At 51.5% G+C, this 22,625-nt stretch carries 26 protein-coding genes; 15 read left to right on the top strand and 11 right to left on the bottom strand.

Annotation, left to right across the window (positions count from 1 at the left end; all coding sequences use genetic code 11):
* The first annotated feature begins 124 nt into the window (after positions 1-124).
* From AC1XDK_RS25015 to AC1XDK_RS25005, 3 genes are all read left to right on the top strand, one after another.
* On the top strand, positions 125-1,039 hold the full coding sequence (locus AC1XDK_RS25015; RefSeq protein WP_483352741.1) for a DUF7351 domain-containing protein: 915 nt from the start codon (positions 125-127) through the stop codon (positions 1,037-1,039).
* Positions 1,040-1,124: 85 nt separating this feature from the next.
* Positions 1,125-2,432 carry an MFS transporter gene (locus AC1XDK_RS25010; protein ID WP_483352740.1) on the top strand — a complete coding sequence of 436 codons (1,308 nt, stop codon included), beginning with the start codon at positions 1,125-1,127 and terminating at the stop codon, positions 2,430-2,432.
* A 189-nt stretch (positions 2,433-2,621) separates the two neighbouring features.
* Positions 2,622-3,068, top strand: a complete 447-nt coding sequence (locus AC1XDK_RS25005; protein ID WP_483352739.1) for a DUF6653 family protein — start codon at positions 2,622-2,624, stop codon at positions 3,066-3,068.
* 12 nt (positions 3,069-3,080) lie between these two features.
* Here AC1XDK_RS25005 and AC1XDK_RS25000 read toward each other — a convergent pair whose 3' ends face one another.
* Both AC1XDK_RS25000 and AC1XDK_RS24995 read right to left on the bottom strand, forming a co-directional pair.
* Positions 3,081-3,251, bottom strand: a complete 171-nt coding sequence (locus AC1XDK_RS25000) for a hypothetical protein (RefSeq protein ID WP_483352738.1) — start codon at positions 3,249-3,251, stop codon at positions 3,081-3,083.
* A 93-nt stretch (positions 3,252-3,344) separates the two neighbouring features.
* Positions 3,345-3,989: a helix-turn-helix domain-containing protein gene (locus AC1XDK_RS24995; protein WP_483352737.1), complete on the bottom strand. Its 645-nt coding sequence runs from the start codon at positions 3,987-3,989 to the stop codon at positions 3,345-3,347.
* Between the two features lie 201 nt (positions 3,990-4,190).
* Here AC1XDK_RS24995 and AC1XDK_RS24990 point away from each other — a divergent pair, with 201 nt between their 5' ends.
* Both AC1XDK_RS24990 and AC1XDK_RS24985 read left to right on the top strand, forming a co-directional pair.
* Positions 4,191-5,285 carry a hypothetical protein gene (locus AC1XDK_RS24990; protein WP_483352736.1) on the top strand — a complete coding sequence of 365 codons (1,095 nt, stop codon included), beginning with the start codon at positions 4,191-4,193 and terminating at the stop codon, positions 5,283-5,285.
* Positions 5,282-5,944: a VC0807 family protein gene (locus AC1XDK_RS24985; RefSeq protein ID WP_483352735.1), complete on the top strand. Its 663-nt coding sequence runs from the start codon at positions 5,282-5,284 to the stop codon at positions 5,942-5,944. The genes AC1XDK_RS24990 and AC1XDK_RS24985 overlap by 4 nt, the downstream gene beginning before the upstream one ends.
* A 17-nt stretch (positions 5,945-5,961) precedes the next feature.
* Here the strand turns inward: AC1XDK_RS24985 and AC1XDK_RS24980 are convergent, their stop codons facing one another.
* Together AC1XDK_RS24980 and AC1XDK_RS24975 are read right to left on the bottom strand one after the other, a co-directional pair.
* Entirely contained in the window at positions 5,962-7,074 is a 1,113-nt protein-coding gene (locus tag AC1XDK_RS24980) for a winged helix DNA-binding domain-containing protein (protein WP_483352734.1), read from the bottom strand.
* Complete coding sequence (locus AC1XDK_RS24975) at positions 7,071-8,195, bottom strand: epoxide hydrolase family protein (RefSeq protein WP_483352733.1); 1,125 nt, start codon at positions 8,193-8,195, stop codon at positions 7,071-7,073. Before AC1XDK_RS24975 ends, AC1XDK_RS24980 begins: the two co-directional genes overlap by 4 nt.
* A 421-nt stretch (positions 8,196-8,616) precedes the next feature.
* Between AC1XDK_RS24975 and AC1XDK_RS24970 the strand changes: the two genes are divergently transcribed.
* Positions 8,617-9,045 (top strand): VOC family protein, encoded by a 429-nt coding sequence (locus AC1XDK_RS24970; protein ID WP_483352732.1) that lies wholly within the window; start codon positions 8,617-8,619, stop codon positions 9,043-9,045.
* Positions 9,046-9,127: 82 nt separating this feature from the next.
* Here the strand turns inward: AC1XDK_RS24970 and AC1XDK_RS24965 are convergent, their stop codons facing one another.
* Positions 9,128-9,991 carry a DUF7351 domain-containing protein gene (locus tag AC1XDK_RS24965; protein WP_483352731.1) on the bottom strand — a complete coding sequence of 288 codons (864 nt, stop codon included), beginning with the start codon at positions 9,989-9,991 and terminating at the stop codon, positions 9,128-9,130.
* Between the two features lie 501 nt (positions 9,992-10,492).
* Between AC1XDK_RS24965 and AC1XDK_RS24960 the strand changes: the two genes are divergently transcribed.
* The 7 genes from AC1XDK_RS24960 (at position 10,493) to AC1XDK_RS24930 (ending at position 15,415) form a co-directional block, all read left to right on the top strand.
* Positions 10,493-10,831, top strand: a complete 339-nt coding sequence (locus AC1XDK_RS24960) for an ArsR/SmtB family transcription factor (RefSeq protein ID WP_483352730.1) — start codon at positions 10,493-10,495, stop codon at positions 10,829-10,831.
* A complete protein-coding gene (locus AC1XDK_RS24955) occupies positions 10,828-11,325 on the top strand; it encodes an SRPBCC family protein (protein WP_483352729.1) in 498 nt (165 codons plus the stop codon). The genes AC1XDK_RS24960 and AC1XDK_RS24955 overlap by 4 nt, the downstream gene beginning before the upstream one ends.
* 1 nt (position 11,326) lies before the next feature.
* Complete coding sequence (locus tag AC1XDK_RS24950) at positions 11,327-11,791, top strand: SRPBCC domain-containing protein (RefSeq protein WP_483352728.1); 465 nt, start codon at positions 11,327-11,329, stop codon at positions 11,789-11,791.
* Complete coding sequence (locus AC1XDK_RS24945) at positions 11,788-12,291, top strand: SRPBCC family protein (protein WP_483352727.1); 504 nt, start codon at positions 11,788-11,790, stop codon at positions 12,289-12,291. The genes AC1XDK_RS24950 and AC1XDK_RS24945 overlap by 4 nt, the downstream gene beginning before the upstream one ends.
* A 1-nt stretch (position 12,292) precedes the next feature.
* Positions 12,293-12,952, top strand: coding sequence for a dihydrofolate reductase family protein (locus tag AC1XDK_RS24940; RefSeq protein WP_483352726.1), 660 nt, complete (start codon positions 12,293-12,295; stop codon positions 12,950-12,952).
* Positions 12,953-13,367: 415 nt separating this feature from the next.
* Entirely contained in the window at positions 13,368-14,534 is a 1,167-nt protein-coding gene (locus AC1XDK_RS24935; protein ID WP_483352725.1) for a M48 family metalloprotease, read from the top strand.
* A 92-nt stretch (positions 14,535-14,626) separates the two neighbouring features.
* Positions 14,627-15,415, top strand: a complete 789-nt coding sequence (locus AC1XDK_RS24930) for a DUF8130 domain-containing protein (RefSeq protein WP_483352724.1) — start codon at positions 14,627-14,629, stop codon at positions 15,413-15,415.
* A gap of 1,205 nt (positions 15,416-16,620) precedes the next feature.
* Here AC1XDK_RS24930 and AC1XDK_RS24925 read toward each other — a convergent pair.
* From AC1XDK_RS24925 to AC1XDK_RS24900, 6 genes are all read right to left on the bottom strand, one after another.
* Positions 16,621-16,890, bottom strand: coding sequence for a HalOD1 output domain-containing protein (locus AC1XDK_RS24925; protein ID WP_483352723.1), 270 nt, complete (start codon positions 16,888-16,890; stop codon positions 16,621-16,623).
* 93 nt (positions 16,891-16,983) lie between these two features.
* Positions 16,984-17,640 carry a helix-turn-helix domain-containing protein gene (locus AC1XDK_RS24920; RefSeq protein ID WP_483352722.1) on the bottom strand — a complete coding sequence of 219 codons (657 nt, stop codon included), beginning with the start codon at positions 17,638-17,640 and terminating at the stop codon, positions 16,984-16,986.
* A gap of 510 nt (positions 17,641-18,150) precedes the next feature.
* Complete coding sequence (locus AC1XDK_RS24915) at positions 18,151-18,294, bottom strand: hypothetical protein (RefSeq protein ID WP_483352721.1); 144 nt, start codon at positions 18,292-18,294, stop codon at positions 18,151-18,153.
* 44 nt (positions 18,295-18,338) lie between these two features.
* A complete protein-coding gene (locus AC1XDK_RS24910; RefSeq protein WP_483352720.1) occupies positions 18,339-18,731 on the bottom strand; it encodes a SprT-like domain-containing protein in 393 nt (130 codons plus the stop codon).
* A gap of 204 nt (positions 18,732-18,935) precedes the next feature.
* On the bottom strand, positions 18,936-19,676 hold the full coding sequence (locus AC1XDK_RS24905) for a mechanosensitive ion channel family protein (protein WP_483352719.1): 741 nt from the start codon (positions 19,674-19,676) through the stop codon (positions 18,936-18,938).
* A gap of 501 nt (positions 19,677-20,177) precedes the next feature.
* Positions 20,178-20,666 (bottom strand): hypothetical protein, encoded by a 489-nt coding sequence (locus AC1XDK_RS24900; protein WP_483352718.1) that lies wholly within the window; start codon positions 20,664-20,666, stop codon positions 20,178-20,180.
* Between the two features lie 222 nt (positions 20,667-20,888).
* Between AC1XDK_RS24900 and AC1XDK_RS24895 the strand changes: the two genes are divergently transcribed.
* Both AC1XDK_RS24895 and AC1XDK_RS24890 read left to right on the top strand, forming a co-directional pair.
* The gene (locus AC1XDK_RS24895) at positions 20,889-21,770 is read left to right on the top strand and encodes a helix-turn-helix domain-containing protein (protein WP_483352717.1); all 882 of its coding nucleotides are present in this window, start codon (positions 20,889-20,891) and stop codon (positions 21,768-21,770) included.
* A gap of 674 nt (positions 21,771-22,444) precedes the next feature.
* Complete coding sequence (locus AC1XDK_RS24890; RefSeq protein WP_483352716.1) at positions 22,445-22,606, top strand: hypothetical protein; 162 nt, start codon at positions 22,445-22,447, stop codon at positions 22,604-22,606.
* Positions 22,607-22,625 lie beyond the last annotated feature (19 nt).

Raw genomic sequence — 22,625 nt, 5'->3', positions numbered from 1 at the left:
CGTAGAATAGTGATTCGAGCGAAGCCGTTGCTGTCGACGACTAATACCCACTAATTCAAAATACTCTATTTACATCGAGCTCTTAATCGATACGGCCAAGACTGTTGGCATTCACCCAACAAACATGGCTGACGAGCGATCAGATGATTCGCCATCTGCAGAATTCAACTCTGCAGAGACATTTTCTCTCCTGGGAGATTCAACCCGGCTTGCCATTCTTCGATCGTTATGGGAAGCACAGAAAGACCGAGAGAAGAAAACAGTGCCGTTTGAGGTGCTCCGCGAGCGCGTCGGTGTTGCTGATTCTGGTCGATTCAATTACCACCTCGGAAAGTTAACAAACCGATTCATCACGCAAACCAACGATGGCTATCAACTGCGGTATGCCGGAACACGCGTTGTTGGTGCACTTCTCGAGGGAACCTATGCGCCTGGCAATGATCTTGATGTCCCAACCGAAGGTTCCTGCCCTGAGTGCAATAGTGATCTTCGAATTCGCTACCAGGACGAGCGAGTACATGTTGTTTGTTCCGTGTGTGACCATTGCCTCTCAGATTTTGGCATCCCACCGGGCATTCTCGCAGATCGTGACGAGGAAGAACTCTCGCGCATCGTTGATACACATCTTCGAACTCTGCTTGGACGAGCGCGTCGTGGAATTTGTCCGAATTGCTCCGGCCCGATGACGACATACGTTGGTGACATCGACGGGGTCCCACTAGCCTTTGAGGGGGAAGCAGAGCCACCATTATCGGATGGGCCACCCGTGTCATTACTCTGTGATCGCTGTCAAGACCTCATTGGAACAGTACCTGCTGGCCTCTTACTGGATGATCCTCTTGTTGTGAGTTTTCTCCATAATCATGGGATTAACCCTGAAGAGATGCCAGCATGGCAATTAGTGAACAAACTTGATACGGAAACAACAGTTACATCCGATGATCCATATCAGGTGGTAGTCGAGTTTGAGACTGAGAACGATACGCTCACGGTGACGATCGGCCGAAATGGTCAGACCATTTCTACAGAGTGTTCATAAATACTACAGAACAAGCATTCTGTGAGGTGAAAGACAGAAATGTCATTCTGCAAGAGTTTTTCTTATCAAACGAGTAGTCACTGGTATGCTCAAGCTCCTCCGGAATACAGCATTCCGTCGGCTCTTTTTCGGCCGGTTGATTACGAATGCTGGCGACAGTCTCTACGCTGTTGCCGCGATGTGGCTAGTCTATGAGCTCACTGGTTCCAGTACCTATACTGGTCTTGCTGGTGCACTCACAATGGCACCACAACTCGCACAGATGCTTATCGGCCCATTGGTAGACCACTGGCCACTCCGCCGACTGCTTATCGCCATCCAGCTCGTCCAAGCAACCGTCGTCCTCTTTATTCCGGCCGCATGGCTGTTTGGCATCCGCTCGGTTACATTGGTATTAGTTGTTGTGCCAGTTCTCTCACTCCTCAATCAATTCGTATACCCTGCCCAGAGTGCAGCACTCCCCCGAATTGTTGCACAAGAGGAATTAACAGAGGCGAATGCGGCGTTTTCATTCGCGTATCAAGGCGCAGACCTCGTGTTCAATGGTCTTGCTGGAGCACTCGTTGCTGCAGTCGGTGCCGTAGCGTTGTATACAATGGATGCTTTGACATTCGTGATTGCAGCTGTATTATTCGCTGGAGTCAATATTCCGACTGCAAGAACAGGTGACATGAGTGACGAGACGACAACAGTTGGTGAAACTAAGGAGGCTACAGAGGTAACCACGGCGACTGACGGCGGTGATACTAGTAGTTATCTGGCCCGACTTCGAGCTGGCATCGAATTTGTTCGTGGAACGCCACTAGTCTGGTTGTTAGGAGTTGGGGTATTTGCAAACGGGCTCCTTGGCGCATCAAATGCTGTTCTTCCAGCATTTGCCGATCAACTCGGAGGGTCAAGTGCATATGGGACGATTCGAGCAGGAACTGCCGCCGGTTTACTTGTAGGCGCACTCCTCGGATCGCGGATAGACGATATTCGATTTGGTCCACTCGTGGTGAGTGGATTTTTGTGTTCTGCAGGTGGCTGGTTCGCAGCGTTATTCGTTCCATCATTGCCAGCGACAGCATTTTGCTTTGCAGTTGCCCTTATTCCAGTTGGTACGACAAATGTGCTCATTGGAACGATGATACAACGGATGGTTCCTGATGCGTTCCTCGGTCGGGTGAGTGCTCTCCTTGGATCTGCGTCGGTTGCAGTGACGCCAGTTGGTATGCTTCTTGGTGGTACTATTGGGGAAAAACTTGGAGTGGCGGTGATGATGGCTGCTGGTGGGTTCGGATTGCTCTCGGTTGCTGGCTATGTTGCAGCAGTGCCAGCACTTCGCAGATTACCAGCGGTAAACGAGATGCGGACCATCCGATCAGGGTTAAACGAAGCAGATCGCCGTTGACGAAAGATCCCCACGGTCACGTCGTCGATGGAGACAGTGTACTGGTGGACTGCGGGGTTCTCGTCGCTCTCGTTGGTGATCCATGTAGATGTCGTTGCAAGCGATACTAAGGCAGATCCAATCGTTCATCTATCAGGCAACGTCGCAATAAAAACTACACACGATACTTAGATACGCTCCTCGCACAGAATGACAAGTATGTTCGAGGGTTCCATCGAAAAGGAGGATGTCTGGGCTCGTCATTCTAATCCGAAGAGTGGTTGGAGTCGAATGGCCGCAGGGTTCGTGATCGTCGCCGCACTCTACCATCGGAAATGGAAGGTGGTAGGACTCACTGTTCTGTTCTTACTACTCAACCCGGTGTTGTTTCGCGAACCCACCAAGGAATCAGACGACTGGATGTACAAGGTCGTCCAGGCCGAAGAACGATGGACAAATGACGGAAACCGTCTGATCGGTCTCGACTACCCGCAGATTCTCAACACAGCGAGTATTCCAGTTGGGATCTATGGTCTCTATGCTGCGTACAAGCGGAAACCGATCTCAACAGTGGTGTTCACGGTTGCATCACAGGGACTCAACCAGTTGTGTATGAAGGAGATCATCGAGTACTACAAGGAAGTTGATTCTCAGTAGAAAGTATCTTTGTCACTCATTGTCGGTTGTGTTTTGAGCTGTAGGTATGTGCCTGCAGAAGGCGTTGTGGTGGATATGGTACGGACAGGTGCAGGCCATCAGCTCGTCGGTCACGTCGTCGATGGAGTCAATGTACTGATAGTCTGTGGGGTTTTCGTGGCTTTCGTCGGTCACTTCGACCATTCCGGGGGCTTCGACGTCGAAGGAAAATTGATGAAATCAATTTACGAAAACTTCGTCGGGTGCCTCGTGGCTAATGGTCCGTAGCTGGTTTTTTCAGATCACAGTCTTCCCTGCTTCGGGAAGCGCGTCCTTGATGATTCTCCCTTCTGCTCGCCGGAGCGTTCCACTGGCCGCTGATTTGTTCACTCCAAAAGTTTCTGCTAGTTCCGTGAGTGTACACTGGCGAGGAGTCTCGTAATAGCCCCGAGCAATAGCTTCGATAATGAACTGTTCTTGGCGATCTGTGAGTAGTTCGATCGGATCATGGGATTGTTTAACTGAGAGAACCTGGTACGGAAGACCAGCGTTATCCAAGTTGTCTATATACTGTGTTAATCGTTCGTGAGAAGCACTTCGCTCAACAGTTAACCATCCATCCTGCATAGTGATCGGAAACAACGAAAGATTCCCTGATTCTCGATTTACACGATAGGAGTCAGGGATTGGTATTTCATATCGAAGCAGGATAGCTTGCTCATCTAGAGAAATCACCTCTGACGAGTAGACATCTGGGGCTTCTACGAAATGCTGAGCGAGGGCATCCCCATCCACCGTTCGAGCTTGCATGATTCCGACCAGTCGGCCTTCACTCGCATGGCTCGCTAGAATTTCGAACACTTCGTCCGGAAATTCGGTGGATACTGCGGCCAGCTGATCCTGAGACGCTGCGGCATTGATTTTGAGCTGAATACGGGCCATCGTATGGGACCGTGGATCCCGAGCGTATAACTACTTAAGCATCTGCACCAGTTCACCCGCAATCTCGTTACATCACCCACATCAATAGAAGTATGTCTACTGTGGAAATGACAAGATCGCCGGGATTGTCAGGGATGGACCTGAGGAGTCCCTTCGAGAAAATTCCTCCGTTGGTGACGAAGATCGCAGGATGGAAGCTCCATGACTGACCAGCAAACCGAACGCGCGCTGGTGACAGAAGGCGAAGGTACCCAGTCTATGAACTCGTGGAATACAAAAATACCTGCGTTTGTTTTATTACTGGTTTCTCCCCTAATAGCCGAGCTCTTTTGGGGTTCGTTACCGATTCAAGTAGCCTACGCACTTCCCCTTCTCGTACCGATGTATGGATGCGGTGCTCTACTCATTCGTGAACTGGTAAACCGTGCTCATCGTGGCTGGTCGAGTATTCTGATACTCGGCATTATGTATGGCATCATAGAGGAAGGAATCGGACTGCAGTCGCTGTTTAGTCCCACGATGTACAACGTCGCTGACTGGGGCGCGCGCGTTTTCGGTATCAACTGGGCGTACACGGAGATGATTCTTGTATACCATGCGGTCTTCAGCGTTGCACTTCCGATTCTTGTCGTTGACTTGTTCTTCCCAGAACATCGCGACCAACCCTACCTCCGGATACGTGGGCTGATTATCACAGCTATGTGCTTTATACTGGGTGTTGGACTTGTGAGACTCACAGTTGTACCAACGGAAGACCCAGGATACGTCGCACCAATCGGATATCTTATTGCTGCCGCTGCTGTCGTACTTGGAGCCAGCATCATCGCTTTGACCAAATTGCCTCTCAACGGATACCAAGGGGCTACAACCCAGTCTTCAATGGCTTCACCATCACCCTGGGTGGTCGGTAGCGTAGCTGGGATTGGTATGTTTCTCGCGCTTCGCCTGCCAGTTCCGTTACGGGGTGCGGTAAACCAGGGTCCAACCTTTGGACCTGGTTTGCCTGTCTACGTGCTTATCGGTGCATCACTCATGGCTGTGGCTGTACTTCTCGTAGTGTTGGGACAGTGGTCCACTCGATCTGACTGGAATGATCGACATCGTGTTGGCTTGGCAGGTGGCCTTCTAGTTGCTCATACTGCAGCTGGTGCCTCGATCTTTGGACCGACGAACAAGGTTGAACTCGTCGCACTTGGAGGGTTCGCGATCATTCAGATCGTTTTCGTATTTTTGTTATACGAACGAATACCTAGGTATGATGGTGACGAGGTCAAATCAGTGGAACCTCAATCATGACACCATCTCTGAGAGGTACCGCGGCACGAACGCTCCTTGTCGACATCACAGCCCCGCTCATTATTTACTACGTTTTGCATAGCTTGGGGACAAGTGACGTTGTGGCACTGACAACAGCCGCAGTTCCACCCGTCATCGGTGCGTTCTATTCCGCGATTCGGTATCGGCAGATCAGTCCCATCAATTTGACTGTACTCGTCACAATGACGGTTGGAGTACTGGTTGGACTGGTTACTAACAATCCACGCACACTGCTGGTTCGTGGAGCGTGGCTGAGCGCACCAGTAGGTCTTGGTACCTTAGCCAGTCTTCGATTCTCTCAGCCATTGTGCTATCAGGCCACCCGTGCACTACTGCCGCATCGAGCAGAGGTGATGGACACCCTCTGGGAGTCCAATCCACAATTTCGGCGCACCTTTCGCACGATTACTATACTGTGGGGAATCGTATTGCTTGTCGATAGTGGGCTTCGAGTAGTGATGGCTTACACATTGCCGATATCAGTAGTACCCATGCTTGATACCGGCGTGAGTATTGCCACGATCATTCTTCTACAACTGCCGACACATCTACTGTTGCGTCGCTCCGGCACTTGGCATCTATTATTTCAAAGACGTGCCGCTCATTCCGACTCCTCTATCAGAAGAGATGAAAATTGATCATCGCAGAACGGGGATTATGAAGCATTGGAGAACTCGATCTCTTGTGATTCGATATCAGGAGCGGCGAACATGAGTAGCCGGGTCCCCTCGTCAGTCAGGGAGGTATGATCTAGTTCGTCTATTGGTTCGAACGGCTCGATGAGGAGGGTCACAGCATCGCGGTCCTGTTGAATGCTCCAGAATCCTCGGACAAATCCGTCGATCAACACAGTACCCTTAGCTGAGCGTTCGTGGATGACACGTTTGCGGTACTCGATAGGAATAATGCGAGTCCGATCAGCGTGTGAGAGTAACACGTTGTCAAGTCGAGGAAGGAACCGCGGTGGAACGGTGATGTCCGGATCGGGCCGTGGAGCGTCGGGAAGGTCGAATAGTTCCTTTCCATCCGCGTCGGAAAACGTTCGCAAATTGGGTCGAAGTTGGTCGACGATATCACCCATACCCGTGAGACCTAACCATGTCCGCATGTCGGCGACGGTTGCGGGACCAAATGCTCCGAGGTATCGGAGGATCATTTCCTCGGGGTTCCGGTTCGTGCCTATGTTCTGTCCTAGCCAGTTTTCGACTGTGGTCATCGCAATCGGACCGCTCTTATCCCATATGCCGCGAGGCGGAACGTGAACAACTGGTAATAGGCCACGCACGGCATAAGCCAATGCCGCTGCATCATGATCGGGCCATTTGGGGCTTAACAATTCGCGTAGCTCGGCAGCGGACCGCGGCTCCTCTTCGAGCAGTGCCCGTCCAGCCGTTAATACGGCGTTCATGTCCAGTCCTTCGAGACGCTGCTTGCCGTAGGTACTGTTACTATACACATCCCGTTCCAGTACTGGTTGTACAATGGGACGCAACGCTACACAGTCACGAGCGGTGATCAGATGGATAGTAGCGCGCATCATCGATGCACGGACCACGTTTCGATTGATGAGAAGCTCGGCCAATTCGTCCTGATGAAATCCGTCCAGACGAGCCCATAGCCCGAAATAGGGGTCCTTCGGGTTCTGTGCCTGCATCCCCACCAAGTGTTCAATTGCTTCGTTCACGGGCAGTTCTTGACGACGGAGCAATAGCTGGCGCTCCAAGAGGGCGCGATTGAGGGCTTGCTTTCCGAGCGTGTCGGCCGTCATCGTAGTTGTCCAAAGAATTGCCGGATGTCATCGATCAACAGATCGGGTGTCATCTGAGCGGGGTAGTGCCCACCTGTGTCATAGGTGTTCCAGGAGATGATATTTTCATGGTCGCGTTCGGCAAAGGGACGGATAGACTGGAAGTCATCCGCGAAATTGGCGAGGCCGAGCGGTACAGTGGTGGGTTCGTCTGGATTGTCTGAAGTGTGCTCGTCTTCATAATACCCCACAAGAGCCGAGGAGCCGGCGGTATTAGTGAGCCAGTAAATCATAACGTTGGTGAGAATGTACTCCTCGCTAACGGCGTCACCAAATAACTGCGTACTCCAAGCAAGCTGACCGGCTGGTGAGTCGGCCAAGGCATGGGCTAAGGTTGCGGGCGCTTGGGATTGCAACTTGTTGAACGCTCCCATGCTCTCCCAAAACCACTCTAAAAACTCCACTTTCTCCATATCGTCCTGACTGAGTAACTCAAACTCGTCCGGCTCACCGGAGGGGAACGAAAAGATCTGTGTGACGTGTACACCGATGGCGTGGTCAGGGTCGACTCGACCGATCTCCGGAGAGATTTCCGAACCGAAGTCATTACCATGTGCACCGTACCGCTCGTAGCCTAGCCGGTTCATTAGCTCGGCCCACGCTGTAGCGATTCGGCGAGTATCCCACCCTGGCTCGGTGGTCGGTCCGGAGAATCCAAAGCCTGGAATGGAAGGGATGACTACGTGGAACGCGTCAGCTGGATCCCCGCTGTGCGAGCCGGGATCGGTGAGCGCATCAACGACATCTACATACTCCATTACCGACATGGGCCACCCATGTGTGAGAATGAGTGGTAGCGCGTCTGATTCTGGAGAACGGACGTGCAGGAAGTGAATATTTTGGCCGTCAATTGTGGTCGTAAATTGAGGATACTCGTTGAGCTTCGCTTCGTGTTCGCGCCAGTCGTAGGACTGCTGCCAATACTCGACCAACTCTTTAACATGGTCAACTGACACACCGTACTCTTCGTCGTTATCGGGGAATTCTGAAGTCCAGCGAGTGCGACCAAGACGCTGGTAGAGGTCGTCTAGTTCGTCTTGGGGGATCTGGACATTGTATGGTTCAATCTCAGTATTGCTCATTGACAGCACCCCCTTCCATTAGTAGTTGAACTGAAGCCTGTGCTAGTAGAACAGAGTACCTTGCAGGGGGGTTCGTTTCGACAGACGTCGGCAGTTGCATATCACACGCGGATGTCAAACAAGACATGATCATACTGACACACGAGAAGCTACAGCATTTCACGTGAACTAGTTCACATGTTTAAAAACAAGTTCGGATACAATCGTCTACTGCCAAAGAACTCGTTGTTACTCACTGGTCTTGTATCGGCATCTCGCTCGTGACTTCCAGTCGACGGTGATGAAAATAACCGTGAAATATTCAATCATATCTCACCGAAAGTAGAATTTGGACGTCTATCCAGATCCATATCTTGTAACAGAATTTGCAAAAGTGTGGTTCAGCGAGACTATTTCTCTCCCAACATCGATTGACTCTCGTATGGCACCGAACGATTCAACGCCAGAACAGCTCTCGGTCACCGTTCAGACAATCGATCACGTCAATCTGAAAATACCAGCCAACGGCATTGAGACGGCGATAGCCTTTTATCGAGATATCTTCGGGTTCAAGGTAGAAAACTTAGATCTCTATGAATCGGGTCAGAAGAGTTTCTTTTCGATTCGGCTCGCCAACGAGAATGTGATTCACTTTCGACCCGTCGAAGATTTCGAACCCCCCTCTGGCAATAACTTCGACCACACTGCAATTCTCATCGAGGAATCCATCGATGACGTCAAGGACCTCTTGGCGAGTAATAGCATAGACATTGAAAACGAGTCAAATCCACTCGGAGCAACCGGTACTGCTCCTGCAGTGTATGTGAAAGATCCCTTCGGCTACCTTCTCGAGATCAAAGAAACGAATTGACATCAACTACTTCCCAATCAAGGAATTAGAGAGAGCATCCGCTACACAGTCATCCCACTTACTTTTCCAGTAGGCTACACGATCAGTTGACTCCGTTTGGTGAAATTGAGAGGTCAGTGATGGCAAATTCTTCATTAAGGCTTACTCGAAGGAGTTGGTCGCCAAGTGAATACTCAAATTGGATCGTCCAAGGGTCCTTCGAGATGACTGTAAGATATTCATCACTCACACAGAAATCGATCTCCCAGCAATACATCTCTGTGAGATCAATTCCATGATTGTAAAAGAAGGTAACAACACCAGGATGGACGAGTAACAGTTCACCAATTGTCGTACTAAGAATTCGGTCATCAGACTGCTTGCAGATATGATTAACGTAGAAATTTTCGGTTGGTGCATCGGTTGGGTTACGCCGTTCCGTGTTTATTGGTCCAGAACAAGTTGGGCACACACCCTTCGCGAGGAGTGCAATGTCGGTTCGAACACGCTGATTAGCAGCATCGAGAAATGTCTCGACATCACGAGAAGCAAGTGCCGACGGTGGAATCGTGATTCGATACGAAAGATTCTCACAGGAAATACATCGGAGTCTGAGTCGACCGTCATCGTAACTGACGACGAGCGCTGCACCACAGTTGTAACACGAACTCTCAATTGGAATGTCGGCGAGTGCAAGATGATCTGGATTGTACTGTCCTGCAAGGATCGCTCGTCGAATGAGGCGACCGATATAGGTGAGATAATAACCGTCTTCAGTGCGAGTGATGAACTGGTCAGCGAGCTTACGAAGGTGAAAATTGAATTTGCCGCTATCGCGAACACCAGTCCGCTTCCAAAGAGTGGAGAACGTGACTGGTGTGGAAGTTGCACCCTCTAACTCACCGAGGTTAAGGAGGATTTTCAGACGTGTTTCGTGACCAAGGATGGCGTAGATCTCCTCGTTCACACCAATGTTGGAATTGTTATCATCCATATTAATCATAGAATTAGCGGACTATTCCCACGTGTCGGCAAGGACGGCCACAAGTTGGAGTGATTTCTCTCGGAGGAATATGTTTCCCGCGGCTACAGTACGGATTGGCAACAGTCCACGTTCTGGAAGGCTGTTCACATCGGGCAATGTAGGAGATTCCATGTCGCCTGTTGATGGCAGTGTTGGCATATCTGTACCAATATAAGAAACGCCTCGAATTTGTGTGTGAACCTGTTCACGAGTTTAAATGGCTACCTCTTCAACACTGCCGCTTCATCAGATTCACAGTTTCCAATAGAATCAAGGAATACCTACTAAATCCGATACCGATAGCTAAGAAATACGACTTCATACTGTGTTAAAAGATCGCAATTGCGTTTATTTCTGACGAGAGCTGCTCACTCCACCTGAATCATCGAAGGCATTTTGTTTAACCTATAGGTTTAATATTGAGTGTGCTGTACGTTCAACTGGATGGTTGAACAACAGCCGAACGACCAGGATCTCGACGCGATTTTTAAGTCATTAGCCCATCCGATTCGCCGAGAGATACTCGAACAACTCGCCGATGGCCCCGAAAGTGTCGGTGAACTGGCCGAACCACACGACGTCTCGTTGGCGGCAGTCTCCAAGCACCTACACGTGCTAGAAGATGCAGGCTTACTCGAGATTGAGAAGGACGGCCGGGTTCGACGATGTCACCTTGATGCCGCGCCGCTGAGTGAAGCCTTTGGATGGCTGACCCGGTATCGCGTGCTCTGGGAAGACCGATTCGACGCGTTGGCCGACCATCTGGAGCAAGAAGACCAATGATAGACAACACTGATAACGGGCAAGAATCGAGCACAGAGGCCAATGAAGACCGAAGTATTACCGTCAACCGTGTAATCGAAGCGCCACCGGAGAGAGTCTATGAAGCCTTTGTCGATCCCGACGAACTCGCCGCGTGGCTCCCGCCAGAGGGCTTCTCCTGCGAAGTTCACGAGTTCGACGCCACGGAGGGCGGCACCTTCCGCATGTCGTTCACTGCTGACATGGAGGAATTGGAGCCATACGCCCACACATTCCACGGAACGTACGAGGAGCTGTCTCCTGGCCAGCGGATCGTCTACACCGAGGAATTCGAGTCCGACGACCCAGGAATGGCCGGCGAGATGACGACCACGGTCACCTTAGAGAAGGTCTCCGACGGGACCGAAGTCACTGCTCACCAAGCAGGAATTCCCGAAAACATCCCGCCCAAGGACGCCAACGAAGGATGGAACGATTCGCTTGGGAACCTTGCGGAACTGGTCGAGGGGGCGTAAGATGATCGAAACCAACGAGACGAGTCTGACGATTCGGCGAACGTTCGACGCCGCACGCGAGCGTGTCTGGACAGCACTGACCAACCCGGAAGAGGTCGACCAGTGGTGGGGTCCGAACGGGTTCACTACCACGACGGACGAAATGGATGTGCAACCTGGCGGAGTCTGGCGATTTCTGATGACCGGCGCCGACGGCCAGGAGTACCCGAACCTGATTGTCTACGACGAGATCGTGGAACCGGAGCGCCTGGCCTACACTCACGGCTCGCCCGACAATCCTAAGCAGTTCCGAGTGACGATCACTCTCGACGATGTCGGGGACGCCGAGACCGAGCTCGCCATGGAGATGCGCTTCTCATCGGCGGTAGATCTTGACGAAGCCCTTGAGCATGGGGCGGACGAAGGCGCTAGACAGACCCTAGACCGGCTTGCCGACCACCTAGCGAATAATCGAGATGGCCAATGACTGACGACGAACTCGACGACCAACCGATCGAAGGAGAGACTACCGAACTGAGAATCACGCGGATGATCGACACTCCGCGAGCGCGCATCTGGAATGCGTGGACCGATCCAGAGCAAGTGGCGAAGTGGTGGGGCCCGAACGGGTTCACCAACACGGTCCACGAGATGAACGTGCGGCCGGGCGGTGTCTGGCGGTTTGTCATGCACAGCCCCGACGGTGCAGATAATCATAACGAGTTCGTCTACGACGAGATCGTAGAACCCGAGCGTCTGGTCTACACTCATCCCCCTAATGAAGCGAATAACTTTCTGCAGTTTCAGGTGACGGTGACCTTCGACGAGGGAGCCGTCGGTGGGACGGATCTTACGTTCCGGATGAATTTCGATTCCGCTTCAGATCGTAAGACGTTGGAGAAATTCAACGGTGTCGAAGCGGCAAAGCAGACCCTGGACTGTCTCGCAGGGTTCCTGGCGAACGACGGAGCCGGAGGTGCGAAGTAGCATGAGCGCCGTTTTCGTGGACATGTCGATGTCGCTCGATGGATTTATCGCCGGGCCAAACGACAGTCGGGAGAATCCTATAGGCGAGGGTGGCGAACGGCTCCACGAGTGGGTGTTCGAGCTGGCGAGCTGGCGTGAGCATCAGGGACTCGACGGTGGGAAAACCAACCCGGACGACGAAATCGTGGCCGAGTCAATCGAGCGCATCGGTGCTCACGTGATGGGGCGACGGATGTTCGACAACGATGATGGGCCGTGGGGAGACGAACCCTTCGAGGGTTATTGGGGCGCGACCCCACCCTTTCATGGCCCAGTGTTCGTCCTCACGCACCACCCTCGCGACCCGCTGGAGATGGACGGCGGGACGACGTTCCACTTCATCACGGACGGGATCGAACCGGCCCTGGAGCGAGCAGAGGCGGCGGCCGACGACCGAGACGTTCGGATCGCGGGCGGTGCAGATGTCGTCTGCCAATACATAGAGGCAGGACTGGTTGACGAGATACAGCTTCAGCTCGTGCCCGTGCTACTCGGCGACGGTATTCGGCTGTTCGAGCACCTCGCCGACGGGCCGATCGAACTGGAACGAACGAGAATGGTGGAATCACCCGACGTGACGCACCTTCGATTCCGAGTCAAAACTGACACGGCGAACGAATAGGAGAAAGTCCAATGACGATTATCAAAATAAATCGTTCCTCTTCACTGGCTCACGAATGAGGAGGTGGACAAGCTTTGGGCGGAGCTATAGCGTGATACCAAATTGCAGAAGTCGAAGCGAGGAAGCAGCTAATCGCGTGAATGGACGAAATATGCTTCACCGAGGGCGGCAACTTGCTCATTTCCACTGCCGCTTATACTGCCCACAGGAAGTCAATCAGCAAATCAGGCAAATTCGAGAAATCGAACTCACCGCCGTCGGACGTTCTACTTCGGTTATCAAAGCAGTCACGCAGCTTGAAATGCGCTGAAATCCCAGAATTCAGACTACTTTTCCTCCGATCATTCGCTTGTACAATCCGGAGAACAAAGAATTTAGTAGTCAACAATTAAAATGAGTGCTATTCGGTGAACTAATGTTGATTGAGAGTGGCGCAGTTTTCCTCGGCTATGCATTCCTCATTGGGCTCTGGTATGGCAGTATCCACTGGCTCGCAGCGCGTATCTACCGCAATCCAGCTGGCGATCCCCGAACTGCCTATCAGCTGCGTCGCCTTCGCCGTCGTGGCTATCTGACAGGTAGCATTGCAATTGTCCTTCTGGGATCGCTGTTCAATATTCGATCTTTGATTGGACGAGTCCTCTTCTGGGCAGGGTTCGGAACTCCAACCTCACCTGTCCTTACCGCGATCACGATGCTTGGGTTGCTTGCTGGCCCTGGGTTACTCATTGTTCTTGTGGTTCGGCTGGCTACACTCTCGTATCGACAGCAAGCACGTGAGTTAGACCTGTACTATCGTGAGATCAGCCAGTGGGTGCTCACACGAGGACTGAGTGGAATATCGCTACTCTTTGCCATCATCAGTCTTGTCTGGCTGGTGCCGCCAGGCTGGAGCCGAATTCTGATAGTTGTTACACTGGGTCTTGGGAGTACAGTGCTCATGCCGTACTTTTTGATCTATGCGACGCGAGCACGCCCCGTCACGCCACATGAGCAAGCGATTGTTGCGCCGGCGATTTCGGGGACGGATATCAGTGTGCGAGTAGTGGATGATCGAACGCGTTTTGGAGTTGCCTTTGCTGCTGGGATCGTTCCCGGCACTCAATTCGTGTTCATTACCGAATCACTCTTCGAAGTGTTGTCTCCTGACGAGGTGGCGGCAGTCGTTGCGCATGAAGTCGGGCATCACCAACACCACCATGTATTATATCGACTCTGTGTGCTTGGTAGTGGAATCGTCGCGTGGCTTGCTGCTGTCGAGCTGAAGGTTCCGTATGGATTTGTGGTTGGTGGCGTACTGTTCGTCCCGTTTCTCTTCGGTGCTTACTATCTGATTCGTCGCACGGAGTATGATGCGGATGCGTATGCGACCGACCGGTTAGGAAATACAGCACTCGGAGGTGCATTACTGCATCTTTCGGAGTTGCATCTAATCCTCAGTCAAACTGGAGTGTTGGGCACGGTTGTGTCGGTTCACCCGACCATCGCAGATCGAGTCTTACGCATGCAGCGGATATCACGTACACGCACGGCAGCTGATGATACGCAAGAGGCACTCACGCCGAATCAACGCGACTTCTGACTGCACTCGGGGAAGAATAAACCGGAAGGACGAATGGTGGCAATTGTTCGGCCTCCGAATGCCTTTGAACATGGCACACGTCAAGAAGAGGTATGAGTTCGGCTGACGAGTACACTATTACTGATTTTGCGGTCGACACAACCATCGTACTACCCACTCACGCCTACCAACTGAGAACGTCTGCGTACTATTCCGCGGAAACCGTTGCCGACGACTATCCAAATGCAACTATCGTCGATATTCCGACGCTTGATGAGCAGAAACACCAGGAACTCCTTCAGAGGGTTCTGCTGGAGGGAGAAGTCTGGACAAACGACATTCCAACTGGGCTTGGTGACCTCATCGAAGACACCGATCTTTTCACGTGGAACGAGGGTACGGATGCTGTCGTGACGCACGTTGGTGTTGTGCTCTACCGTCGTTCGCCGAGTGCTCTATCTGATCTTGCGATAACAGCTGAGCTGAACACTGATCACATTACACCAGAAACACCTGGGACGATTGAGTTTCGTGTGACGAATCGAAGTGACGAAATTCGTATGATTTCGAGCGGCCCATTTCCGCCATTCAGTGTTCTGTGGGCCGAAGCACGCGACAACGAGCATTCATTCTTACTGTGGAGTGAGTATAACTCGAGTACCGATGTGTCGATCACCGATCAAGGGGTGGAAGTCAACTCAGTCGAAGTCGAAACACCGATTGATCCGGGTGAGACGATCACTCGGACATACGAAGTTCGCACTGATACAGAGAGGATGATACTCGGCGCGTACGAGATTTCAGGAGTGCTCAATTCACGGCTTGCTGATGAACCACCATCGGAGGCTATTGAGTGGACTGTCACTTTCGCACTTCGATCACTCAGTCACGACGAGCCGTGATCCACTGATTTTGGTAAACCAGGTAATAGCCACTGAAAAGCGCAAAAAGAAGGAGTACAAGCACTGAGACACTCCGGCCAACAAAAGAGAACTCAATAGTGCGAGCTACTTGTCCGAAGGCGAGGAGTGCAACTGCGAGGATGACAAAGACAGTGGCGCCAAATTGAATTTTCTTCAGTGTCATTGGAGTGAATATTGGATTCAAACCGCTTATGTTTTAGCACACAGCCGTATTTAGTTAGTATATCATACTAACTCTCGTAAGTGACTGTCCCAGCCAAAAACGGGCGATTGTGAATCTGAGAGGGCGAAAAGCGTCGGTAGATGGAAGAAAATGGGAGGAACAAATGGCACTTTCGTTTTTAACAGGTTTCGTGAGTCGGAATAATCATGGGGATTCGACCACGTGATGCAGTATGGATCGACAGTCGGCCGTTCGAATGCTAGGGATATTGGTGGTTGTCCTTCTGGCTGCTGGATGTCTCACACAATCGATCAGCATCGGAATGACAGCCGAGAATAACACTAGCAAGGACAAATACGTCTGGATTGGATTACGAGATGCAAACAACGAGTCGATAGGCAGCTACGACTTTCTCCTGCAACCAAACGAGCGCGAAGAGGCTAATATAAATCTTGACACGAACACAGCGTCAGTGCTCATCGAGGCAAATAGCAGTACAAGACGGCTGAATTTCACTGAGTGTTCGCCAAAACAGATCGATGTCACCATCACACCCCCCAAGAAGATTCATGTCACTACGAACTGTAACAAGTCGTGAACCGGAGCCCTGTGCTCTGAGTCCTCTCACACACAGTCAGTGTTCGGCCGTCATTCGTCATCGGTCTCTTTGACTCGCAGCGACCCGGCGCAGTCGCCGCAACTGTACTTCTCAGGGTGCTTCACGACTTTTGAGCGCCGATAACGTGCGAACCGTTCGTTAATCTCAGATCATCCAGTTCGGGGTGAGGAAGCGTTGCGCACAGATTGATTCGGAGGTTCCAGGGCATAACTACTCCCGCTTATAATTTAAGAAAGGCTATGGGAGTCGCTGTTGCTTAGGAACTACCGTTCGATCCGCTGTATCACAGTATGACCCGTCTCACAATGATGGGCAACCGCCTGGGTATTAACATCAGAGCGTGTGTGGACGCCATTGGTGGCCGCTCGCCACTCACATATCACACAGTACAGTGAGAACGACTTAGTCATCGGTGGTGACAGAGATGGTCTGTTCGGGCGTGATTTCGATTTGGTAGCCGGCAAACTGGAACCGAATAGCTGGTGAGCCACGCGTATAGAGTGCGGTGAGCGCATCGGGATCAATTGCTTCATACAGGGGTGGAATTTCGTGGGCCTCACACCCTTCCATCTCAAGTACTTCATCGATGATTGTCTCGATTATTGATCCACTGGACATAGAGGGATGTACCGGCGACAGTGCCTCGTCTGAAGTATTAGCGTTAGCAGGCATGTATTGTGTTCCACTAATGGCCGCTGTATTAGTTGGCTACTAGGACTGACTATGTATGAGGTTTATATGTAGATGAAACACTGGTGCAATCGTTCACTGGTCAGTCGTCTCATGAAAGAGTGTATTCGCGATAAGATTTCGATGCCCTCGTCGGAGCCGTGCAGCAAGTGACTGTCGTGTGATGTCCATCTTCTGAGCGATGTCTTCGAGTGTTGCCTCACGTGGTTCGTCGAAATATCCGGCCTTGAATGCTGCAGTAAGCGCTTCTTCCTGGCTTGGCGTGATATGGTACTGTTCGCCGGTTCGTAGCTCCGAAAGTGCATAGAGGCGCGTGATGGTGATATCAATATTATCATCGTTGCAGTAGCGTTGAAAAGCTGTAATCCCTGTCGTATCGGCGGTACGCAGTTCGAACCGCCATTTAGATTCAGTCCCCGTTGCCGAGACCAGTATGAGGTCAGTCTCCGCGATTCCTTTCAAGACACTCTCCATATCGGGATTCCACTCGGCGCGAAACAGACCGCCCCCTTTAACCTCGTCAACAAGCTCGATCGAGTGTGCCACAGGGTGTTCTTTAAAGTGAGTCGTAATATCCGGTATATTCGGCCCCCAGACCCAGAAATAGGGGATAACTGCATGGTTCGTTGGGATAACGCGTTCAAGTTCGATCTCGACATCCGGAAAGTCGTGAAAGATATTACCAAGTGGGAACTCGTCCGCTGGGACCGTGAATTCGATAATCGTGGACACACTAGGTTGTGTGGACGTGACTGGGTAAATTCTGGGTTCAATTGATAACTGCTGGGCAGTTTCAGAACTTCACCACGACGGGCTTAGAGCCACTCATTTCACGGTCTTCGATACTCACAAAGTGCAGAAACTGAAGCTATGAAGCGGCTGTTCCGTGAATGGACGAAATATGCTTCCTTGAGGGCGGCAACTTGCCCTATTCCACTTCCGCTTATGGATTTAGGCGGTAGGAAATCAGGTTTAGTCTTCTTGTTTGTCCTCGTCGATAAGGACAGTGTCAATCGCATTGAGCAGACTACCGGATGGCACTTCTAGCTTGGTGGCGATTTTAGCCATCAATTTCCACGCTCGTTGTCACCGATCTAAATCATATTGTTTGGTGGGTTCATCGCTAGCCAGATCGGAAGTGAATACACTGAAGTTAGTTTATTATACTAACATCCGTTAGCACCTGTACCGCCGAAAATACCGAATACGTGAATGAGGAAGGGCCGAAAGCGTTCGCGAGAGTTAGTGAGCGTCAGCGAGGAAGTCCGTCACCCACACATCAGGGCGGGGTGGGTGCAAATCGCCCATTGCAAGCACCGCGTCCGGTGCCGCGAGACGATGGCCGTATGGACTCACATGGACCCGCGACGGACCCGCCACCGTCATGGTCCCAACAACCCGCAGACAATGTGGACAACGGTACTTCTGCGTCATTCGTCGTTTACCCCCTCGACGCGGAGCGACCCGCCACAGTCGCCACAACTGTAGTTCTCGGGCTGTTTCACGACCTTCGAGCGTCGATAGCGGGCGATCTTCCCGCCGCACTGCTCGCAAATCACCCACCAGTTCGGTGATGTGAACCGCTCGCAATGCTGGGTTGTGTCGAGAGCATCGGTCCACCGGTCGAACGTTCGCCCGTGGTCCGCTTCCCCGAACTCGTGATACTGCCATGCATGAATCAACTCATGGCGCACGGTCGAACTGAATTGTTCCCATCCGTGGTGTACGTAGGCCGTCCAGGTCAGCGCAATCGTGATCTCGTCCGTTGCAGGATCGTGTTTCGTGACGCTAGCTGTCGATGGGTGTGTTTTGCTACTTCTCAATCGATCGCCCTGCCCTGAGTCCCCCGTTCCTTGGTGGAATCAGTGCTATGGGGATAGTCAATTGAAAGCTATACCTGACGCTGACACAGAGCGAATGGGCGCGAACAGCGGTGTGATGATCGATGAAGATATCCGTGAGGGCTATGCACCTCGTGGTGAGTTCCGTACCGGATCCACCGAGATGCGTCAGCGAAGGACTTCTCTTTAGTCGTCATCGCTCGGTTGCGGACTCGGCGTGCCCTGACTCGCGCTACTCATCCACCCGTCGATGTGTTCGGCAACGTAGTTTCGACCACCCCAGCCGAACGCCACACCTGCGCCGATGGCGATAGCGGCCGCAAGTCCCCATGCAAGGGCACGAGCGAACAGGTAGAGAATACCCACGTCGATACCCATTGTGTCAAGACCGATGACGATGGCGGTGAAGTACAGGAACAGTCGAGTCCCCGTGGCGAACCAGTTAGTGTACGCGGTGTGTGTCGCCGTCCGTGTTCGCGTGATGGCATCACCAATGAAATCAGCCACCACGAATCCGAGAATGATGACTAACAAACCAGCGATTAGTGCTGGAAGGTACGAGACGGCTGTCGCAACCCATTGCGAGAGTGTTGAAATTGCGAGGACGTTTGCCGCTGCTAGAATCGCGAGTGCATAGACGAACCATGCGGCGAGTTTGCCGAATGCGCCCGATACTGCACTTTCGGTGCCGCCCAGCATCCGACCAAGCGGCGTATTAAGTACCATTCGATCGAGTTCGATTCGGTCGGCAATTCGCCGGACAACGGCTGCCACGGCGCGTCCGATCACCCAGCCAATGATCAGAATAGCAAGTGCACCAATAAGTCGTGGAAGCAGTGCGATGAATCCTGAAATAGGATCTTGCAGCCATCCGGGGACGCCGCTGATTTGTAGGACACTCTCCGTGAAGATGTTATGTTGTGTCATCGTATTAATCTCCTCCACGCTGTCGCGTGGCTCATCAGAAAAAAGCGAATGCAGGCAATTTGTTCTTGGCTGCCTAAATCGCGACGGTAAATGAGTAACGGAGAATGAGCCTAGTTGTATGTCATTCGTTACTGTCAGAGAGAAAGTGAACAAATTGGGGATAGTGGTAAGGAGTGGACAGTTAGACCGAGGTTGAAGCATGTGAGATAGCTCGACTGTTCCGTAGGTCACAGTCCAATTTAGGAAATGAGAAACGAACAATTACTCACAATTGAAAAAATATTGACTGGTCCAATCGGGTTTCGTACAACCTGCATACGCTCTGCAAGCGTTCGATGGTCAATTAAACAACTTCAGCTAGCAATGAGCGATTTGATTTTGACCAGAAGTATTTCTGGCTGGGTACCAACTTCAGAACGTCGGCCGAGGTTTCATTGATTCCACCGACCGCCAAACGTTTGCGATAACTGATGGCGATACGCAGTACATTTACCTACTTGATTAATCCGTCTTGGACCCACCTGAGCGGTAAAATGAGGGATTCTCGGCCCCGCTAGGGTAGTGAACGGTACTAACTACTGGTTCTGACCTCCATTCCCTTGTGGCGTACAGATCGTTGAGGGCTTGGACAATGGCTTCAGTTGAAAGCGATGTGGATTCCGCCGGTTGGAGTAATAGTGCCGCTCCCCACCCCGTGATCCATGGAATTAGATCGGGAGGAATGAAACCCGGATTTAATGGAATCGATGTCGACTCCGGCGAACTTGGAAGTTCAATATCAGATTCGTCAAGGTTCGTAAGGCCAAGTTCAAGCAGTTGATGCGGATCATCTGTACCGAACACTCGCATAAGTGTCTCAGCCCCGATAACAGCGGAGGTGAACTCGCCATCGACGTGGGATTTTAGCTCCTCTGAGAGCGATTGAAGCTCTGATTCAGTCCACTGGGGTCCAGCGATCCCAACGATGTCAAATCCCGCTGATGTTTCCATACCCGCTCTCAAGAGTGGACAAGAGGATAAGTATTGGTTGAATAATACTGTTTATGGAGTGTAATGACTGAAATGAACTGGGTCGAGAGATGACGGTACTGCCGACAACAGAAAAGTGCTGACCAACAGTATTCACGTCCTCGTCGGTAAGCCCCGTAGCATAGGAAATTGCTCGCAGCCTAGAGAATAGTGAGGCTCCCTATCCAGTAGGTGAACGTCACCGTGGTAAACGTCGCCGAACTCGTGATACTGCCATACGTAGATGAGTTTGTGCCACACGGTTTCGCTGAATTGCTCCGATCCGTGGTGTTCGTAAGCCTACCAAGTCAGTGCAGTCGTGATTTGAAATCGATTTCCAATGGCAGTATTACTGATCGTTGGATGCTCACCGAGTTTATCCGTTCGGCTAACGAAGAGGTAACTATGGCGGGCACAGTTGTCGAAGTTGAGATTCCTATTGATGAGTTCGCGCTCCGACAAACGATCTCTGAACTCCCATCCATTGACTTTGAGATCGAGCGAGCTGTCGCTCACGATGCTGATCGGGTGATGCCCTTCGTCTGGGTACAGAGCAATGAAATCGATCGTGAGGAATTTGAATCAGTTGTTGGTGACGATCCAAGCCTCGAACAGTTTGATCTAATTGCTGATTTAGACGACGAATGGCTGTATCGGATGGAATGGATTACTGAAATACAGGCCCTCATCCACATTCTCGTTGAAGAACAGGGAACAATCCTCTCCGCGGTCGGTACGCAAGCAGGGTGGAATCTTCGGATCTTGTTCGCAGACCGAGACTCACTCTCCCAAACATTTGATTACTGTGAAGCCCAGGGGTTAACATTTGATATCATGAACATTTATCAGTTTGAAGAAGGGCGTGAGGGTCGGTTGGGACTGACAGAAGAACAACAAAACACGCTCATATTTGCGTTCGAGGCAGGCTATTTCGATATCCCGCGGGAGGCAAATGCAAAAAAACTAGCTGCTGATCTCGACATTTCTCATCAAGCAGTTTCTGAGCGGCTGCGACGTGGGTACGCCAATCTAATCAAAAACACACTCATTATCGGGGACGGCGCTGGGAAAGAACGGTCCAAATAGAATTTGTTGTGCACCTTGTACAGCGGTCAAATTCTCCCGTCGGTGTCTCGGGAGTATCGTCGGTCTCAGTTTTCGCGCTTTCCGTCAGCGTTCGCTGGTCGGTGCTATCCGAAACCGTCACTTGGCGTGCCATGGATAAAAAGAGCTGAAGCGGTGGTTCGTTCGGCAGTTCCTTACGTCCCGTTCGCACGCATGGCTTGCACGGGAAGCCGTCGAAGCCGTCACAGTTACAGCCTTCTGGGTCAGCATATGACCTTCGAAGTTCGTCCGTTGATCGTCAGAATCAGCGACAACAGGGCTGATTTTCCTTTCGCGACGTTCGTACTCCTTCGAATCGAATGTTCTATTAATATAAAATTACTTCTGCAATGTTTATATGTTAAAATAAATATCTATTAGAAGGAAACGGCAGTTAATCCATCCAATAGCTAGAATTCTAAGAATTCAAGGATTGTATATCATCATCTCTGTATCTTTTCCATCTTCTAGCCGAACCGCTTGAACCCTCCATGACGAGTGAAATTGCGGAGGAGTTTGAGGGCCGCGGCGTCGGCCTGTGAGGTTTTAAACGGACTTGTCGAAGATAACGATTACAACGATGACGGTTCAAAGATTAATCGCCTGCCAACACATATAAGTAACCCATTGGCTAGTCCGTTAATCGGTGGGGGAAGATGACGGACAATACAGAAACGAACGACGAGACACGTATCACGACCGACCGCGAAACGATTCAAACATGGGCGGAGGAGAGTGGTTGGCAACCCGCATACCGGAACGATGAAGAGACTCAGTCACCTTTCGCCTATCACTCAGAGCGGCACTCTGACGTGTAAGCAGAAGAAACCGAATGGG

It is taken from the genome of Haladaptatus sp. HS23, from assembly GCF_056892285.1.
Note: the sequence above shows the minus strand (reverse complement) of the source record. Positions and strands in the feature narration are given on the sequence as shown.

Excerpts from the sequence above, each read along its gene's own strand:
- AC1XDK_RS25015 (WP_483352741.1), top strand. The coding sequence starts at position 125 with ATGGCTGACGAGCGATCAGATGATTCGCCATCTGCAGAATTCAACTCT.
- AC1XDK_RS25010 (WP_483352740.1), top strand. The coding sequence starts at position 1,125 with ATGCTCAAGCTCCTCCGGAATACAGCATTCCGTCGGCTCTTTTTCGGC.
- AC1XDK_RS25005 (WP_483352739.1), top strand. The coding sequence starts at position 2,622 with ATGACAAGTATGTTCGAGGGTTCCATCGAAAAGGAGGATGTCTGGGCT.
- AC1XDK_RS25000 (WP_483352738.1), bottom strand. The coding sequence starts at position 3,251 with ATGGTCGAAGTGACCGACGAAAGCCACGAAAACCCCACAGACTATCAG.
- AC1XDK_RS24995 (WP_483352737.1), bottom strand. The coding sequence starts at position 3,989 with ATGGCCCGTATTCAGCTCAAAATCAATGCCGCAGCGTCTCAGGATCAG.
- AC1XDK_RS24990 (WP_483352736.1), top strand. The coding sequence starts at position 4,191 with ATGACTGACCAGCAAACCGAACGCGCGCTGGTGACAGAAGGCGAAGGT.
- AC1XDK_RS24985 (WP_483352735.1), top strand. The coding sequence starts at position 5,282 with ATGACACCATCTCTGAGAGGTACCGCGGCACGAACGCTCCTTGTCGAC.
- AC1XDK_RS24980 (WP_483352734.1), bottom strand. The coding sequence starts at position 7,074 with ATGACGGCCGACACGCTCGGAAAGCAAGCCCTCAATCGCGCCCTCTTG.
- AC1XDK_RS24975 (WP_483352733.1), bottom strand. The coding sequence starts at position 8,195 with ATGAGCAATACTGAGATTGAACCATACAATGTCCAGATCCCCCAAGAC.
- AC1XDK_RS24970 (WP_483352732.1), top strand. The coding sequence starts at position 8,617 with ATGGCACCGAACGATTCAACGCCAGAACAGCTCTCGGTCACCGTTCAG.
- AC1XDK_RS24960 (WP_483352730.1), top strand. The coding sequence starts at position 10,493 with ATGGTTGAACAACAGCCGAACGACCAGGATCTCGACGCGATTTTTAAG.
- AC1XDK_RS24955 (WP_483352729.1), top strand. The coding sequence starts at position 10,828 with ATGATAGACAACACTGATAACGGGCAAGAATCGAGCACAGAGGCCAAT.
- AC1XDK_RS24950 (WP_483352728.1), top strand. The coding sequence starts at position 11,327 with ATGATCGAAACCAACGAGACGAGTCTGACGATTCGGCGAACGTTCGAC.
- AC1XDK_RS24945 (WP_483352727.1), top strand. The coding sequence starts at position 11,788 with ATGACTGACGACGAACTCGACGACCAACCGATCGAAGGAGAGACTACC.
- AC1XDK_RS24940 (WP_483352726.1), top strand. The coding sequence starts at position 12,293 with ATGAGCGCCGTTTTCGTGGACATGTCGATGTCGCTCGATGGATTTATC.
- AC1XDK_RS24935 (WP_483352725.1), top strand. The coding sequence starts at position 13,368 with ATGTTGATTGAGAGTGGCGCAGTTTTCCTCGGCTATGCATTCCTCATT.
- AC1XDK_RS24930 (WP_483352724.1), top strand. The coding sequence starts at position 14,627 with ATGAGTTCGGCTGACGAGTACACTATTACTGATTTTGCGGTCGACACA.
- AC1XDK_RS24925 (WP_483352723.1), bottom strand. The coding sequence starts at position 16,890 with ATGCCTGCTAACGCTAATACTTCAGACGAGGCACTGTCGCCGGTACAT.
- AC1XDK_RS24915 (WP_483352721.1), bottom strand. The coding sequence starts at position 18,294 with ATGACGGTGGCGGGTCCGTCGCGGGTCCATGTGAGTCCATACGGCCAT.
- AC1XDK_RS24905 (WP_483352719.1), bottom strand. The coding sequence starts at position 19,676 with ATGACACAACATAACATCTTCACGGAGAGTGTCCTACAAATCAGCGGC.
- AC1XDK_RS24900 (WP_483352718.1), bottom strand. The coding sequence starts at position 20,666 with ATGGAAACATCAGCGGGATTTGACATCGTTGGGATCGCTGGACCCCAG.
- AC1XDK_RS24890 (WP_483352716.1), top strand. The coding sequence starts at position 22,445 with ATGACGGACAATACAGAAACGAACGACGAGACACGTATCACGACCGAC.